The sequence below is a fragment of the Aminobacter sp. UC22_36 genome (assembly GCF_044056035.1).
GTDB lineage: Bacteria > Pseudomonadota > Alphaproteobacteria > Rhizobiales > Rhizobiaceae > Aminobacter.
Genome location: NZ_CP171996.1, coordinates 3,278,814 through 3,294,313 on the forward strand (window position 1 = coordinate 3,278,814; position 15,500 = coordinate 3,294,313).

Genomic DNA, 15,500 nt, shown 5'->3' on the forward strand with positions numbered 1-15,500 from the left:
ACGAGCCACACCGAGCCAATCCGACAAGCCGCCGCGAAAAAAGTCGGGCTAGTGTTTCCGCGCCTGCACGAGATAGGAATCGATATCCGTCTCGCCCAGCCATCGTGCCGCCTCGAGCCGATGCAGTCCCTCGACCAGCACATAACGCTTGCCGTCGTGGCGCACCTGGATCGGCGTCTTCATGCCGTTTTCAACGATGTCTTCGGCGAGATGCCGCACGGTTTCGGGATGCAGTGTCTTCTTGCGCGCGGTCGGCACATAGATGTCGTTGAGCGGTATCTTTTGGACTCTGAGCATAAGGCCTCCCGGCTGTGGAGATGCAGCGTCTGGTAGATAGGATGTCTTGCTGCATTGGCCAAGCGGGTGCCGGCCGCCTCCGAGATCAGGCCTGGGGCGGGATCAGCTCTTCTTTCTCGCGGCGCGGCGCTTGGCGTCGTCGATCATCATGTTGGCGAGTTGCATGCGGACCATGGCGCGCTGACGCAAATGCGGCGCCACGCGGTCGGGATGGTTGGCGAGCGCGAAGATGCGGCGCAGCTTGGCGAGATCGGCAGCCTTGGCCTCGCCCAGCCCCAGCTCGGCGGCGATCGCCTCTGGGTCTATCGATGGCTGCTCGGGTGCCTCGGGTTCCGCAGGGACTGCAGCAGCATTGACCGCGTCGGCTACGGCCTTGGCCCTGACCATGTCGAGCAACGAGACGAACTCGTCCTCAAGAGCTTCGCCGGCCTCTCGGTAGCCGGCGGCTGCGGTCTCGCCGGCAACGCGGATGCGGCCGGAGTGCAGCTCCTCGGCAACTGCGAGATAGTCGAAGGGGATGGTCGGCGCGGGTGCAATTTCGGCGGGCTCCGAAGCGACAAAAAGGTCGTCGAGCAACGAAGCAAAGTCGCGATTGATCTCGGTGCCCATGCAAGGCCCTCCGCACGAAACCGCATGATACGGCAATAATTGCCCGGACCATACTCAGGCTCGGTTAAAAATCGTTTCGAAGCTTCGGCGGCATCTTCGAAAAAATTGTCGAAAAAAGATCGGGCCGCATGGGGGGTAAAATGCCGCCCGAGGTCGCCTTGCCGCGAGGAAAGCCGGCATTGCCGGCATTTGAGGTCCGTAACCAAGGGCAAGCTTGTTACGCCCTTCGCGAAAATTTTCGCAAAGGCAGCCTGCATGGCAGCCATGCTTATGCTGCACTGCACAAATCAGATGGAATCACCTATATCTCGCCACGGGAGGACCAACCGGAGCCTGAGTGATGGGTTTCTACACCGAATTGTTCGCCCGCCCTCGCCCCAAGGAACAGGTCCGCTACCGTGCGGCGCTTGCCTTGCTCAATGCGATGAACAGCGCCGACCGCGCTGATATCGGCATCAAGCCGGCCGATTTTCCCCGTATCGCCCGCGAAATGTCGACGCGCCAGGCGTGATGGTCCCGCGCGTCACTGCGCTGCCGCAATCGATGATGCATCATTGTGGCAGGCAGGAGATTCGCGATGAGGACTTTTTCGAAACGGGCAGCAGCCACCGTCGCTTTGACCACACTCTGGTCATTCCAGGCACTGGCCGCCGATCTGCCTTATCTCGATGATCGATCCGACGCGGCTGCCGTGGTGCGCTCGCTCTACAATGCGGTGAGCCGCAAGGAATACGCCCGTGCCTGGGACTATTTCGGCGAGACCAAGCCGGCCAAGGATTTTGAAGCCTTCGCCAAGGGCTACGAAGCAACCGAACGTGTCGACGTCGACACCGGCGCTGTAAGCTCGGAAGGTGCCGCCGGCTCGATCTTCTACAACATCCCCGTCGCCATCCGTGCTGTCGACAAGGACGGCACCGAGAAGGTCTTCGCCGGCTGCTACACCGCCCGCCAGGTCAACGGCGCCATCCAGGAGCCGCCTTTCACTCCGATCCAGCTCGAAAAAGGTGCACTCAAGCCAGCAGAAGGTGAGCTAGCGGATGCGCTGCCCAAGCAATGCGGCGACGCCCCGCCGGTTGAAACCGACGCGGTATTCGACCTTGCCGAAAAAGACCTTCGCGGCCAGCCACCAGGCGCAATGCGACACCGCCAAGGAAGGCGATGACGCAGCGCTGAGCTACAAGATCTCGTATCACAACAAGACCGACGCCGCCGACGCGCCGGCGAGCGAAGCCCGGTTGTTTCGCTTCTTTTGCCAGATGGGCGCCTACAACGAGACCCACGTTTATTATCTCTGGAACGAAGCCGACGGCCTCAACGAGCAGCATTTCGCCACGCCCGAACTCGACATCCACTATGAGGGCGACAATCCGGACGGCAAGCTCGAAAGCGTCAGTGTCATTGGCTATCGCTCCGAAAACGCGCTGGTCAACTCGTCCTTTGACGACAAGACAATGACGCTGTTGTCGCACGCGAAATGGCGCGGCGTCGGCGATGCCTCATCGGACGGTACCTGGATTTTCCGCGATGGTGCATTTTCGCTGATCAAATACGACGTCGATGCATCCTATGATGGCGAGATCAACCCGGAGACGGTGCTCGATTACAACACCGGGCCGTGAGGCTTACTTCGCAGCCAGCATCCAGTTGAGCGTCTCGCGCCAGTCTGTCATGCGGATCGGCGTGCCATGCGTGCCGGTCTCGAAACGCACGAAGCGCGCGGGATAGCTTGGTTTTTTGGCCAGGATCGCGCGGAAGAACGCTTCTTGCTTGTCGATCGGAAAGACCGGGTCCTTGCTGCCTTGGCCGAAGAAAACGGGCACCTTGGCCACATAGGCCGGCGACTTGAGGAAGCCGTCGTCCCACAACGAGCCGAGCAACATCAGCCCGCTCAACTTCTTGGCAGTCTTGGCGTCGCGCGCCAGCCCCCAGCACAGCTGACCGCCCGTCGAACCGCAGGCGACGACAATCTTGGCGGCAGGAGATTGCGCGGCATAGTGGTCAATCAGCGCCGCCACCTCTGAAACACCCTTGTCGCCAAAATCGGAAAAGTCAGGCGACAGATAGAGCCCGTCATTGTCGGCCATCAGGTTCTTGATGCGATTGAAGTTGCCACCGAAGGTGAAGTCGTCGACGCCCTGCTTACGGCTGCCGCCCTGGCCGTGGAGATAGAGCACGATGACCGAGGCGCCCTCGCTCTTGCCGACAGCAAAGTGCCTGACGTCGCCGGCGTCGGTCTTCAGCACCAGGTCCTGCTGCACCTTGCGGACACCAGTCGAGACATATTTGCCCTGAACCCGGCGCTCCGGCACCTGGTCGCGCTCATTGATGTCGCGCATCTCGCGATAGTCGACGACGCGGTAGGCCTCACCTTGCGACGATAGGATATCAGGATAGGCGAAGAGCTCGTCCTTGTAGGGGGCGAGGGCTTGGGCATGGGCCGACGAGGCAGCGAATGTGGCCACGACAAATGGCAAAACGAAGCGGCGTATGCTGACTTGCAACCAAGCGCTCGACGTTGCCCCCCTCTGTCCTGCCGGACATCTCCCCCTCAAGGGGGGAGATTGGCTGTCGCCGGCGTCGTCGCCAATTTGTAACGCAGCAAGCTGAGCGCCGCCGGCGCGACTGCTGATCTCCCCCCTTGAGGGAGGCGCGAAGGAATGCAGAGCTGAATCGAGCGACATGACCTAGGGTTGGCTAGCCAACAGGGCGTTTGTCAATCCTGCAAAACCCCACCCGCCGTTTCGAGCGCCTCGGGCGTGTCGACGTCGACGGCGGCACCTGCGCCGATCTCGATGTCGATGACGTCGACGCCTTCGCTCTCGATGAGATGCCGGGCGCCGGTGTCGCCTTCAAGATGGGCGACAGCGGGAAACAGCGAGCGCGGCAGAATGACGGGATTGCCGCGCTTGCCGTCATGGGTGGCGCGAACAACGGCGCGGCCTTCGGCGCGCTCGAAAGCGTCGATCAGCCGGTCGAGGTCGGACGGCAGCACCTCGGGCATGTCGCCGAGCACGATCAGCGCGCCAGCGGTATCTTCGGGCAACGCTGCGATGCCAGCCTTGAGCGAACTGGCGAGGCCGCTGGCAAAGTCGGCGTTGTGGGCGAGAGGGATATCGAGACCGGCGAGTGCGTTGCCGATGCGGCTGGCCTGATGACCAGTCACGACGACGGCGCCTTCGGCTTTCGAGGCCAGCACGCGCTCGGCGGTGCGTCGTACCAGCGGCTTGCCCTGGAACAGCGCCATTAGCTTGTTGGGCCCGCCCATGCGGCTGGAGCGACCGGCGGCGAGCAGCACGGCGTGGACCTTCGGGACGGGCGGAATGGCGGAGAGGTCGCGCGGCTGCGGACGCGTCGGGATTTCCATCAGTAAGCCGCCAACGCCCATGCCGGCAATGTCTGCCGCGGTCACTTCGAGCCCTGACATCAGCCGGTCGAGCACCCAGTCGAAACCGTTTTCCTTGGGGCTGCGGGCGCAGCCGGGCGCGCCGATCACCGCCGTGTTGCCGATATGGCCAAGCACCAGCAGGTTACCCGGATCTACCGGCATGCCGGAGCGGACAACGATGCCACCGGCGGCGCGGATCGCTGCGGGAATGACGTCGTCAAAGTCGCTCAGTGCCGAGGCGCCGAAGATCACCACCATGTCATGGTCGCGGGCGAGTGCCTTCGCGGCTTCCGCCACCGCTCCGGCTTCGTGGGGCGTGCGCCGCTCGGAGGTCAATCGGCTACCCGAGCGTGCCAATCGGTGCTCGGTCAGGCGGCTTGTCTTGTCGAGCACGCTCGGCTTGACGCTGGGCAGCACCGTCTGGATGACGCCGACGCGCTTCGCCACGAACGGATTGACGGCGAAAATCTCGCGGGCGGCGCACAGCTCGGTGGCCTGCCGCACCAATTGACCGGCAACGGCGAAGGGGATGATCTTCACCGTCGCGATCATCTGGCCTTTTTCGACGGTCGCATGCTGGGCAAGCGTGGCGGCGGTGATCGACGGGTCGATGGCGTTGATTTCATCGATGAGGGCAGTGTCGACAGTGAACACACCGGCCGCAAGGGCATGAAGATTGACCCGGCCCGTCGCCGCTGGTTTGACCTCGACATGGCGGTGACGCATGCTTGCCGTTATCGCCTCGGCGGCCTGGTCCTCGCCGAGGTCACCCGGCTCCAGAACAGCAACGACGATTTCGCTCAGGCCCGCAGCCTCAAGGATGGCGACGTCTTCGGCTGCAAGCACATGGCCTTTGCGGAGCCGATGGTCGCCGGCGCTGGTGGAATGCGCAAGCACCGCGCCCTTGGCCTGTGCGACAGGAATCCCGCCGAATTTCACGCCGCCTCGCCTTTCGCCTTGGCGCCAAGACCGCGCGAACGGAATGCGGCAATCACCTGCGCCAGCACCGCAACAGCGATCTCCGCCGGGCTGGCAGCACCAATGTCGAGGCCAATCGGCGCGTTGATGCGCTCGATCTGCTCTGGGCTGGCGCCCATGGCCAACAGCCGTTCGACGCGCTTGGCGTGCGTCTTGCGGCTGCCCAGAGCGCCGACATAGAAGCATTCGGCATCGAGCGCTGCCTTGAGCGCGAAATCGTCGATTTTGGGATCATGGGTCACCGCCGCGAGCGCGGCATAACGGTCGAGCGGGCAGTGCTTCAGCACATCCTCAGGCCATTCGGCGCTGAAGATGACATCGGGAAAACGGTCCTCGCTGGCAAACGCCGTGCGCGGGTCGATGATCTCGAGTGGAAAGCCAGCGATCTTGGCCATCGGCGCCAGTGCCTGGCTGATATGGACAGCGCCGATCACCACCAGCCGGGGTTGCGGCAGATGCACATTGAGGAAGAACTGGCGGCCCTCGGCCTCGGCCGTGCCGGAGAGGCCGGTGCGAAAGGCCTTGGTGATGGCCTGGCCGAGGTCGCCGGCAACGGCATCACCCTCCTTGACGACCCGGTCGCGGCCGTCGCCGAGATCGGTGACAAGGATCGCCGCGCGGCGCGCCCGGCGCTCGGCGTTCAGGGTCTTCAGTGCGAACGGATCCATCGCCTCACCCAAGCCGCTCGACATAGACCCGGATGCGGCCGCCGCAGGAAAGCCCGACCTGCCACGCCGTCTCGTCGGCAACGCCGAACTCCAGCATCCTGGGCTTGCCGTCGCCGATGACATCGAGCGCTTCGGAAATCACCGCGCCTTCGACGCAACCACCGGAGACCGAGCCGTGGAAGGTGCCTTCGGCGTCGATGACGAGATGGCTGCCGACAGGACGCGGCGCTGAACCCCAGGTCTCGACGACGGTGGCGATGGCGACATCCTTGCCGTCCTTCATCCAGCCTTCGGCGATGATCAGCGGATCGCGGGCTTCATCGAGAAACTTGCTTGGCATGGAACCTCCCTTCGCGACCTTACGCCGCCCGGCGCTGGCCGTCGATCATCCACAGTCTGGGGTCGCTTTGGCGCGATGCGGGCGCGCCAAGCGAGGCGCAGAGATCGCCGAGCGCATCGAGATTGTGCACCGGGCGAAACTCGTCGACATAAGGCAGCATGGCACGAACACCGCGGGCGCGGGCCTCGAAGCCGTCGAAACGCAGCAGCGGATTGAGCCAGATCAGCCGGCGACATGACTTCTTGAGCCGCTCCATCTCTTCGGAAAGGCCGGCGACATCGTCGCGCTCGAGCCCGTCGGTGATGAGCAGCACCACCGCGCCCTGCCCCAGCACGCGCCGCGACCACAGCCGGTTGAACTCGCCAAGCGTGTCGCCGATGCGGGTGCCGCCCGACCAGTCCTTGACCGCGGCGGAACAGTCGGCAAGGGCGGCATCGGGATCGCGGTGGCGCATCTGGCGGGTCAGGTTGGTCAGCCGGGTGCCGAAGACGAAGGTGTGGACCCGCCGCCGCTTTTCGGTCAGCGCATGCAGGAAATGCAAGAAAATGCGGGTGTACTGGCTCATCGAGCCAGAGATGTCGGCCAATACCACCAAAGGTGGATGAACCTCGCGGACCGAACGGAATTTCGGCAGAATCAGTTGGCCGCCGGTGCGGGCGGCCGCGCGCATCATGGCACGTGGATCGACCTTGGCGCCATGCGGATCGGGCTTGAAGCGGCGGGTGCGCACGGTGCCGAACGGCAGTTTGAGCGCTGCGATCTCCCGGCGCGCGTCCGATATCTCGCTGGCCGTCATCTGGGCAAAGTCCTTGCCGCGCAGCATCTCGTTGCCCGACACTGTGAAACGGGCGTCGACCTCGATCTCGGGGATTTCGCGCGGCGGCTGGCTGTTCTGGTGGCCCTCGAACATCGCCTGGCTGACACGATTTTCAGCAGTGCGCGGCTTCTGCTTCTCGCGCTGGTCAGGTGCGACCGGCGAAAACATCGCCAGCATCTTTTCGATCAGTTCGCGCGATTTCCAAAACAGCCGGAACGCCTCGTCGAAGGTGGCATGATCCTCGTGCCGGCTGACCAACACGGCATGCAGCGTCCAGTAGAAATCGTCGCGCGAGCCAATGCCCGAAGCCAGCACAGCTTCGATGGCATCCATGACCGAGGCCGGGCCGACCCGCATGCCGGCCTTGCGCAGCGCCCGGGCGAAATAGACGATGTTGTCGGCGATGCGGCCGTCGGGCTGAACAAGGTTGGATGGGTAAGACTTGGTCATACCCCCACCCCTAACCCCTCCCAACAAGGGGGGATTCCATCGGCGCCGTCGCGGCCAAGTTCATCGACAATTTACGCCAAGCGGGTCTACAGCAAAGTCCTCCCCCTTGTGGGGAGGGGTTAGGGGTGGGGCTCAAAAGCACAACTCCCATCAAACTACTCCGCCGCCGCAAGCTCGGCCTTCACCTCTTTGAGGATGCGGCGGCCTTCGCCCTGTTCGATGCGCGCAATGTCGTCCTGGTATTTGAGCAGCACGCCGATGGTGTCCGAGATGGTCTCGGGATCGAGTGCCACCTTGTCGAGTTCGGTGAGCGCGCTGGCCCAGTCGATGGTTTCAGCGACGCCCGGCACCTTGAACAGCTCGATCTCGCGCAGCTTCTGGATGAAACGCACGACCTCCGCCGACAGCCGCTGGTTGGCCTGCGGCACCTTGCGGCTGACAATCTCCAGCTCGCGCTCGGCATTGGGATAGTCGACCCAATGATAGAGGCAGCGGCGCTTCAGCGCGTCATGGATCTCGCGGGTGCGGTTGGTGGTGATGATGACGATCGGCGGCTCTTCGGCCTTGATCGTGCCGAGTTCGGGCACAGTCACCTGGTAGTCGGAAAGGATTTCGAGCAAAAATGCCTCGAACGCCTCGTCGGTGCGGTCGAGTTCGTCGATGAGGAACACTGGCGCAGCTCCGGCCTTGCCGGTCAGCGCGTCCAGCACCGGGCGCCGGATCAGGTACTTTTCGGAAAAGACGTTCTTTTCCATGTCGGAGCGGTCGACCTTGCCGACAGCCTCTTCCATGCGGATCTCGATCATCTGCGCCGCATAGTTCCATTCGTAGACGGCGGAGGAAACGTCGAGGCCTTCGTAGCATTGCAGCCGGATCAGGCGGCGCCCGAGTGCGCTCGCCAGAACCTTGGCGATTTCGGTCTTGCCGACGCCGGCCTCGCCTTCGAGGAACAGCGGCCGATTCATGCGCAAGGACAAAAACAGCACCGTCGCCAGTGCCCGGTCGGCGACATAGTCGGCACTGGCCAACATATCCAGCGTCTCGTCGATCGTTTGGGGGATGGGACGAGGCGCGCGGTCGGTCATGGCGTTTCCGGAAAGGCGGCCTACAGCACGTGGTAGCTGCGACCGTGATAAATCAGTGGTCGAAGGTTATCGCCGATGCGCAAGCCTGTCACCTTGCCAAACATGACACGATGGGTGGCCAGTTCCTTGGCGTCCACCAATTCGCAGTCGAACACAGCGACAGCGCCGATCAGCGCCGGCGCGCCTGTGGCCAGCACTTCCCAGTCGCCAAGCGCGAAACGCTGTTCGGGCGCAAGGCCGGTAACGCCGGAGAAGGCCACGGCCAGCGGCTCGTGTTTCGCGGCCAGCGTGTTGAGCGCGAAGTTGCCGTTCTTGACGAAAAGGTCGTTGTTGGGGTTCTCGTGGTTGACGCAGACAAGCACCATCGGCGGATTGTCCGATACCGAGCAGGCGGCGATGACGGTGGCGCCACGCTTTCCGGCCGGACCGTCGGTGGTCACCAGATGCACCGCGCCGGCAAAATGACTCATCGCATCCCGGTAGGCCTGCGGCCCGACTTCAAACTTCTTCAGCACCGGATTTTCCTGCCATGAACCATCCCCGCTATATATGGCCGCATAGTCCAGGTCACAAGCGAGCACGGCACAAGCACGTTGCGCTTGGCCGGGCCAGGCAGTAGGTCAGGTAAACCGCGCAAACTTGGGCGTACAGAGGATTTTTCGGAGCGAATGCGAGCCGCAACGGCCATCACCACCCTGTTTGCCGCATCGCTGACGGCGCTTGCCGCCCATGCAGAGCCGGTGGCGATCGGCGTGGCGGCTCCCCTGTCGGGCCCGTCAGCGATACTTGGCGAGCAGGTCAAGGCCGGTGCCGTCCTGGCCGCCGCGCGCAACGACGCCGCGCTGGTGGTTGCCGACGACCGCTGTACGGCGGAGGGCGGCGCGAAGGCGGCACAGAGTTTCGTCGACGCCAAAGTGTCGGTTGTCACAGGCTTTCTCTGCACCGAAGCGATCGAGGCCGCCCTGCCCGTTCTCAAGGCTTCACACATCCCGGTCATCACCGTCGGCGTACGCACTGACAGCCTGACCGAGCTGCACGACAAGACCGGCTGGTCGGTATTCCGTCTGGGGCCACGCGGCGACGGCGAGCGCAACGCCGCCGCGTCGATCCTGACGCGGCTTTGGAACGACGAGTTGTTTGCCATCGTCGATGACGGCACGATCTACGGCCGCGAACTGGCCGAGAGTTTTCGCGCCAGCGCCGAGCAGGCCGGCCTGAAGCCGGTATTCTTCGACACCTACAGGCCTCAGCTCGACAACCAGGTCGCGCTGATCGGCCGGCTGCGCAAGGCCGGCGCCACGCATGTGTTCGTCGGCGGCGACGGCGAAGACATCGCCGTGATGGGGCGCGACGCCGCCGCGCTTGGCATCGACATCGTCTTTGCCGGCGGTGAGACGCTGCGCAGCGCCGACCGCGCGGTGCCGCCGGCCGAAGGCACGCTGATGATCGCGCCGCCGGAATGGTCCGATACGGCGAGCCCCGAGGTGAGCGCGACATTCGAGGCCGCCAGGACCGTAACCGACGGCTACACCTTGCCGGCCTACGCCGCAGTCGAGATTGCCCGTGCAGCTGCCACATTTGCGGAGGGCAAGCCGGTCGCTGATGTTCTGACCGGACGGGACTTCGACACCGCCATCGGCAAGGTCCGCTTCGACGCCAAGGGCGACCTGAGCGCTAGCCCGTTTCGGCTGTTTCGCTTCGACGGAACCGACTACCTGCCTGTAGAGATCCAATAATGTTGAGAGCCGGACCGCTAAACCTGATTACCGACGTCGCTGGCCTGCGCGTCGGTAATGCCGCGGATGAAAAGGTGAAGTCGGGCGTCACGGTGGTTGTCTGCGACACACCGGCGACGGCTGCCGTGCAGGTGCTGGGCGGGGCGCCGGGAACGCGCGAGACCGACCTGCTCGAAGCACACAACACTGTCGAGACTATCAACGCGATCACCCTTTCCGGCGGCTCGGCCTTCGGCCTCGATGCTGCGTCGGGGGTGCAGGCGGCGTTGCGCGAACAGGGCATCGGCTTTGCCATACGCGACCAGGTGATCCCGATCGTGCCGGCAGCGATCCTGTTCGACATGCTGAACGGCGGCGACAAGGAGTGGGGGCGTTATCCGCCCTATCGCGAGCTTGGCTACGAGGCGGTCCAAGCTGCCGGCCGTCAATTTGTGCTCGGCACGGCGGGTGCCGGCACCGGCGCGTTGACGGCGGGGCTCAAGGGCGGGCTGGGCTCGGCCTCGACCGTATTGCCCAATGGCGTGACGGTGGGGGCGCTGGTGGCCGTCAATGCCACCGGTTCGGTGACGGTCGGGCGTTCCAGGCATTTCTGGGCGGCACCTTTCGAGCTTGGCGGCGAGTTCGACGGCCTTGGCTACCCCTCTCCGCTGCCGGACGATGCCGCCCGCGTGTTCAAGAAATACGAGGAAGAAAACAGCTCCGTCGCCAACACCACGATTGCGGTGATCGCCACCGATGCCGTGCTGACCAAGGCCGCCGCGAAGCGGCTGGCGATCTCGGCGCATGACGGTTTCACCCGCGCCATCTGGCCAGTGCACACGCCGTTCGACGGCGACCTGGTGTTCGCTCTGGCAACGGGCGCAAGTGGAGTTGAGATTGGGCAGGCTGAAATTGTCGACTTCTTCGCCGCCGCTGCGTCGACAATGGCGCGCGCGATTGCACGTGGCGTGCATGCGGCAACTGCCGTATCAGGCGACATTATGCCTGTGTGGTCGGCCCGCAAAGACTGAACAAAGCCCTTTATTGACGGTATGTTAGCCCCTTCGTTTGAAAAGCTGATTCAACTGGAAAGAGGGTCGCCGCCGTGAAAGTGATGAAGCTTCTTTGCCTGACGAGCATGTTTTTCGCCGTCTCACAGGCCGCGCTGGCAGGCGACACTGCCGAACTCAACGTGCTTGGCTTCAGCGCCGACGGCAAGGTTTTCGCTTTCGAGGAATACGGTATCCAGGACGGATCGGGTTTTGCCTATTCCCACCGCTTCTACATCGACACCACATCAGACAAGTTTCTGCCCAACACGCCGGTGCGCGTGCAGATGGAGGACGAGAGTGTCGGTCTGGATGCAGCGCGCGAGGAAGCGCGCAAGCGTGGCGACAAGATCATCAAGGACGAGGAGCTGGCGGCCAATCGCGGCCGTCTCGCCGGCTTCAACGCGGTCACCGAGACAAGTGCCGACCCGCACAGGATGACGGTCAATCCGCGCCCGGTGTTCCCGCCCATCGATCCGCAGCTTGAATTCAAGCTCGAGGAGATTTCGCTCGGTGAGATCGAACGCTGCCCCGGCATCGGCCCGGTGAAGGGCTTCAAGCTGGTCCGCGTCGGCGACGCCGGCAAGACCGAGGTGTTGCAGGAGGACAAGGACGTGCCGCTGAGCCGCGGCTGCCCGACCGGCTATCGCATCGGTGGCGTGCAGAGCTTTTTCGGTGAAGGCGGCACGATGACCTATGCCGTGCTGGTCACCGTCATTCGCCATGGCTTCGAGGGACCGGATCATCGCTGGATCGCGGTGACGGGGCGGATGTGAGCGACACCATTGCTGCCGGCGCGACCCGGACCACGAGACCGATGCGCATACGCAACAAGCTAGGCCAGGCCCTGCCATCGTTGCGGCTGGCCATCCTTGGCGCGGCTGTATGGGGTTTTGCCATGGGCGCCAGCGCATTCCTGACGCTTTTGCTCGACCATTGGGAAACCCCGGTGCGTGTCCGCACGGTCGTGCTGTTGTTCGCCCTCGGCGGTGCTGTCGCTTTCCCCGTCGGCTGGACGCTGGCAAAACTGCTTTCGAACGGACGCAGGTCTGAGACTGCGTTCGCCGCCGCCTTCGTGTCGCTCGGGGTGTTGACGATCGGCTTGACCGCCCTGCTCTACGCGCTGCAATATCGGACCTACTATGCCGAGTGGCACGCGCCGCCCTTTACCATCACCTGGGCATTCCAGTTCGTCTTCACCGGGCTTGTCGCGCTCTATCAATTCGCCGTTCTGGGCCTGCGACTGTACTTTCCCGGCGGATTTGTCGCCCTTTTCGCCGCAGCGCTGTGGTTTGCCTGCCGTTCGCGTTGAGCATTGCGCCCACCTCTGTTAGGGGAGCCGCAACGAAACCACAGCTGGACGAGCCCCGCCATGATCCCTCGCTATTCCCGGCCCGAGATGGTCGACATCTGGTCTCCCGAAACCCGGTTCCGGATCTGGTTCGAGATCGAGGCCCATGCCTGCGACGCGCTGGCCGAGATCGGCGTCATCCCCAAGGAAGCGGCAAAGACGATCTGGGAAAAGGGCGGCGCCGCCAAGTTCGACGTCGAGCGCATCGACGAGATCGAGCGCGTTACCAAGCATGACGTCATCGCGTTCCTCACCCATCTCGCCGAATTTGTCGGCCCGGATTCGCGCTTCATCCATCAGGGCATGACCTCGTCCGACGTGCTCGACACTTGCCTTTCCGTGCAGCTGGTGCGCGCCACCGACCTCCTACTTGCCGATATCGACGCGCTTTTGGCCGCCCTCAAGCGCCGCGCCTTCGAGCACAAGGACACCGTCACCATCGGCCGTAGCCACGGCATCCATGCCGAGCCGACGACATTCGGCGTCAAGCTGGCGCTGGCCTTCGCCGAATTCACCCGCTGCCGCGAGCGGCTTGTGCATGCGCGGGAAGACATCGCCACCTGCGCGATTTCGGGTGCAGTCGGCACCTTCGCCAATATCGACCCGCGCGTCGAGGAGCATGTCGCCGCCAAGCTCGGCCTCAAGCCGGAGCCGGTGTCGACGCAGGTCATCCCGCGTGATCGCCACGCCATGTTCTTTGCCACGCTTGGCGTCATCGCCTCGTCTATCGAGCGCGTCGCCACCGAAATCCGCCACCTGCAGCGCACCGAAGTGCTGGAAGCGGAAGAGTATTTCTCGCCGGGCCAGAAGGGCTCGTCGGCGATGCCGCACAAGCGCAACCCTGTCCTGACCGAAAACCTGACCGGCCTCGCCCGCATGGTCCGCTCCTATGCGGCACCCGCCATGGAGAACGTGGCTCTCTGGCACGAGCGCGACATCTCGCACTCGTCGGTCGAACGCATGATCGGCCCGGACGCGACCGTGACACTCGACTTTGCGCTGGCGCGCCTGACCAACGTCATCGACAAGCTCGTCGTCTATCCCGACAACATGCTCAAGAACATGAACAAGTTCCGCGGCCTGGTGCATTCGCAGCGCGTGCTGCTGGCACTGACGCAGGCCGGTGTCTCCCGCGAGGACGCCTATCGCCTGGTCCAGCGCAACGCCATGAAGGTCTGGGAAGAAGGCAAGGATTTCCTTGAGGAACTGCTCGCCGACAAGGAAGTGACGGCTGCCTTGCCCGAGAGCGAAATTCGCGAAAAGTTCGACCTCGGCTATCACACCAAGCATGTCGACACGATCTTCACCCGCGTGTTCGGCTAGGATTGAGCTGCAGGGCCTGTCGTAGGGTCCGCGCGATTGAAGGGGCCCTTATGGCAAATCGCCATGAGGGCCTTTTGTTTCTTGGGTCTGAGGATGAACCGTCAGGCCGCAAACGCGTCCATCAGAATGAAGGTCGCGTCCTGTCGCTGATGCCTGTTGATCAGCGGCACCAGCCGCGTGAAATGCTCGGTCTGGCAATGGATATCCAAAGCCGCGCGATCGGGCCATTGCTCGATGAAGACGAAGTGGCCGGGATCCTTCTGATCGACGTAGAGGTCATAGGCGATGCACAGTGGTTCGAGCTTGGTCTTCTCGACGAGCTCGGCATAAAGCGGCAGCACGATTTCGATGAACTCAGGCTTGATGAAATCCTGAGCGATGACCTTCAGCATGAACGCCCCCGATGATGCACGGCAATGAACGAACCTGCCGGTTCGGCAGGTTCGTTCCGCTTAGCACATGCCGCGGCCAGGCGATGTCAGGAGCAAAGCTCAGCCCGGCTGGCCAGGCAGCGCCCGGATGACGGTGCCCCACGGATCTTCGTAGGTCGAAGCCACCTTGGCGTCGGCCGAGCGCATCTCGACCCAGGCAAGGCCGGTCAGCGAGAGGTCACGCTTTCCGGCACCGGGGCTCTGCCAGGAATTGGCGCCGATGTGGTGATGATAGCCACCTGAAGACAGGAACACGGCGCTGTTGCCGTATTTCGCCACCGTGTCGAAGCCGAACTGTGTCTTCCACCATTCGGCAGCCGAAGCCGGATCGCCGACGCGCAAATGAACGTGGCCGACGATGCTGTTTTCCGGCATGCCCTGCCAGCCGGCGTCACCAGCGGGCACCTCGGCGACGATCGAGGGGATATCCAGTTGCTCGGTGGCCATGGCGACCTGCGAACCGGTCCATTTCCAGCTGTCATGCGGCCGGTCGCGGTAGATTTCGATGCCGTTGCCCTCGGGATCGGTCAGGTAGAGCGCCTCGCTGACAAGATGATCGGACGCGCCGTCGACGGGAGTGCGCCTGTCGATGGCATGCTTGATCCAGCGGCCGAGATCGGCGCGGCTGGGCAGCAGGAAGGCGGTGTGGAACAGGCCGGCGCTGCGGGGATCGTCTGGCTTCGCCGCCTTGTCGGCCTCGATGTCGAGCAAGGCGCGGCTGCCGGCGCCAAGCGTGATTGTCTCGCCGTCGCGCTTGAGCTCCTGCAGGCCGACGACATCGCGGTAGAAACTTGCCAGCGTGTTCGCATCGCGGGCCTTGAGGCCAACGCGGGATACGCTGATCGGGGTCGTCGCGGCAAAGGGAATGTTGCTCATCCTGGGCTCCGTGTGGCCGGCCCTAACTCCGCCACCCAATGCGAGGAGTGCCGCGCTGCCAACCAGTTTGCGTCGTGTCAGTTGCAAAATCCACTCTCCGGCCAACACGGCTGTTTGTCTCCGCCA

19 protein-coding genes are annotated in these 15,500 nt (G+C 63.6%); 8 read left to right on the plus strand and 11 right to left on the minus strand.

Annotated elements, in window-relative coordinates; genetic code table 11:
- Nucleotides 1-48 precede the first annotated feature (48 nt).
- Complete coding sequence (locus ACHMW7_RS19465) at nucleotides 49-297, minus strand: ParB N-terminal domain-containing protein (protein WP_395447172.1); 249 nt, start codon at nucleotides 295-297, stop codon at nucleotides 49-51.
- 102 nt (nucleotides 298-399) lie between these two features.
- The gene (locus tag ACHMW7_RS19470) at nucleotides 400-906 is read right to left on the minus strand and encodes a hypothetical protein (RefSeq protein WP_395447173.1); all 507 of its coding nucleotides are present in this window, start codon (nucleotides 904-906) and stop codon (nucleotides 400-402) included.
- 340 nt (nucleotides 907-1,246) lie between these two features.
- Here ACHMW7_RS19470 and ACHMW7_RS19475 point away from each other — a divergent pair, with 340 nt between their 5' ends.
- From ACHMW7_RS19475 to ACHMW7_RS19485, 3 genes are all read left to right on the plus strand, one after another.
- Complete coding sequence (locus ACHMW7_RS19475) at nucleotides 1,247-1,417, plus strand: hypothetical protein (protein ID WP_154383983.1); 171 nt, start codon at nucleotides 1,247-1,249, stop codon at nucleotides 1,415-1,417.
- A gap of 66 nt (nucleotides 1,418-1,483) precedes the next feature.
- Nucleotides 1,484-2,068 (plus strand): hypothetical protein, encoded by a 585-nt coding sequence (locus ACHMW7_RS19480; protein ID WP_395447174.1) that lies wholly within the window; start codon nucleotides 1,484-1,486, stop codon nucleotides 2,066-2,068.
- Nucleotides 2,004-2,525, plus strand: a complete 522-nt coding sequence (locus ACHMW7_RS19485; RefSeq protein WP_395447175.1) for a DUF1176 domain-containing protein — start codon at nucleotides 2,004-2,006, stop codon at nucleotides 2,523-2,525. The genes ACHMW7_RS19480 and ACHMW7_RS19485 overlap by 65 nt, the downstream gene beginning before the upstream one ends.
- 3 nt (nucleotides 2,526-2,528) lie before the next feature.
- On the opposite strand, the gene ACHMW7_RS19490 is transcribed toward ACHMW7_RS19485, so the two are convergent.
- The 7 genes from ACHMW7_RS19490 to ACHMW7_RS19520 all read right to left on the minus strand — a co-directional run bounded on the left by ACHMW7_RS19490 (nucleotide 2,529) and on the right by ACHMW7_RS19520 (nucleotide 9,144).
- Nucleotides 2,529-3,368, minus strand: a complete 840-nt coding sequence (locus tag ACHMW7_RS19490) for an alpha/beta hydrolase family protein (RefSeq protein WP_395447176.1) — start codon at nucleotides 3,366-3,368, stop codon at nucleotides 2,529-2,531.
- Between the two features lie 251 nt (nucleotides 3,369-3,619).
- Entirely contained in the window at nucleotides 3,620-5,230 is a 1,611-nt protein-coding gene (locus ACHMW7_RS19495; protein WP_395447177.1) for an NTP transferase domain-containing protein, read from the minus strand.
- Nucleotides 5,227-5,937, minus strand: a complete 711-nt coding sequence (locus tag ACHMW7_RS19500) for an XdhC family protein (RefSeq protein ID WP_395447178.1) — start codon at nucleotides 5,935-5,937, stop codon at nucleotides 5,227-5,229. The genes ACHMW7_RS19495 and ACHMW7_RS19500 overlap by 4 nt, the downstream gene beginning before the upstream one ends.
- Before the next feature lie 4 nt (nucleotides 5,938-5,941).
- Nucleotides 5,942-6,277: an XdhC family protein gene (locus ACHMW7_RS19505; RefSeq protein WP_395447179.1), complete on the minus strand. Its 336-nt coding sequence runs from the start codon at nucleotides 6,275-6,277 to the stop codon at nucleotides 5,942-5,944.
- A 19-nt stretch (nucleotides 6,278-6,296) separates the two neighbouring features.
- A complete protein-coding gene (locus tag ACHMW7_RS19510) occupies nucleotides 6,297-7,544 on the minus strand; it encodes a VWA domain-containing protein (RefSeq protein ID WP_395447180.1) in 1,248 nt (415 codons plus the stop codon).
- 155 nt (nucleotides 7,545-7,699) lie between these two features.
- Nucleotides 7,700-8,629, minus strand: coding sequence for an AAA family ATPase (locus ACHMW7_RS19515; protein WP_395447181.1), 930 nt, complete (start codon nucleotides 8,627-8,629; stop codon nucleotides 7,700-7,702).
- A 20-nt stretch (nucleotides 8,630-8,649) separates the two neighbouring features.
- Entirely contained in the window at nucleotides 8,650-9,144 is a 495-nt protein-coding gene (locus ACHMW7_RS19520; protein ID WP_395447182.1) for a flavin reductase family protein, read from the minus strand.
- A gap of 153 nt (nucleotides 9,145-9,297) precedes the next feature.
- Here ACHMW7_RS19520 and ACHMW7_RS19525 point away from each other — a divergent pair, with 153 nt between their 5' ends.
- The 5 genes from ACHMW7_RS19525 to purB all read left to right on the plus strand — a co-directional run bounded on the left by ACHMW7_RS19525 (nucleotide 9,298) and on the right by purB (nucleotide 14,067).
- Complete coding sequence (locus ACHMW7_RS19525) at nucleotides 9,298-10,365, plus strand: branched-chain amino acid ABC transporter substrate-binding protein (RefSeq protein ID WP_395447183.1); 1,068 nt, start codon at nucleotides 9,298-9,300, stop codon at nucleotides 10,363-10,365.
- Entirely contained in the window at nucleotides 10,365-11,375 is a 1,011-nt protein-coding gene (locus tag ACHMW7_RS19530) for a P1 family peptidase (RefSeq protein ID WP_395447184.1), read from the plus strand. Before ACHMW7_RS19525 ends, ACHMW7_RS19530 begins: the two co-directional genes overlap by 1 nt.
- Nucleotides 11,376-11,458: 83 nt before the next feature.
- Nucleotides 11,459-12,169: a DUF2259 domain-containing protein gene (locus tag ACHMW7_RS19535; protein ID WP_395447185.1), complete on the plus strand. Its 711-nt coding sequence runs from the start codon at nucleotides 11,459-11,461 to the stop codon at nucleotides 12,167-12,169.
- Between the two features lie 41 nt (nucleotides 12,170-12,210).
- A complete protein-coding gene (locus tag ACHMW7_RS19540) occupies nucleotides 12,211-12,705 on the plus strand; it encodes a hypothetical protein (RefSeq protein WP_395447186.1) in 495 nt (164 codons plus the stop codon).
- Between the two features lie 60 nt (nucleotides 12,706-12,765).
- The gene (gene purB, locus ACHMW7_RS19545; RefSeq protein WP_395447187.1) at nucleotides 12,766-14,067 is read left to right on the plus strand and encodes an adenylosuccinate lyase; all 1,302 of its coding nucleotides are present in this window, start codon (nucleotides 12,766-12,768) and stop codon (nucleotides 14,065-14,067) included.
- Nucleotides 14,068-14,168: 101 nt separating this feature from the next.
- Here the strand turns inward: purB and ACHMW7_RS19550 are convergent, their stop codons facing one another.
- Together ACHMW7_RS19550 and ACHMW7_RS19555 are read right to left on the minus strand one after the other, a co-directional pair.
- The gene (locus ACHMW7_RS19550; protein ID WP_395447188.1) at nucleotides 14,169-14,459 is read right to left on the minus strand and encodes a putative quinol monooxygenase; all 291 of its coding nucleotides are present in this window, start codon (nucleotides 14,457-14,459) and stop codon (nucleotides 14,169-14,171) included.
- Nucleotides 14,460-14,558: 99 nt separating this feature from the next.
- On the minus strand, nucleotides 14,559-15,461 hold the full coding sequence (locus ACHMW7_RS19555; RefSeq protein ID WP_395447189.1) for a VOC family protein: 903 nt from the start codon (nucleotides 15,459-15,461) through the stop codon (nucleotides 14,559-14,561).
- Nucleotides 15,462-15,500 lie beyond the last annotated feature (39 nt).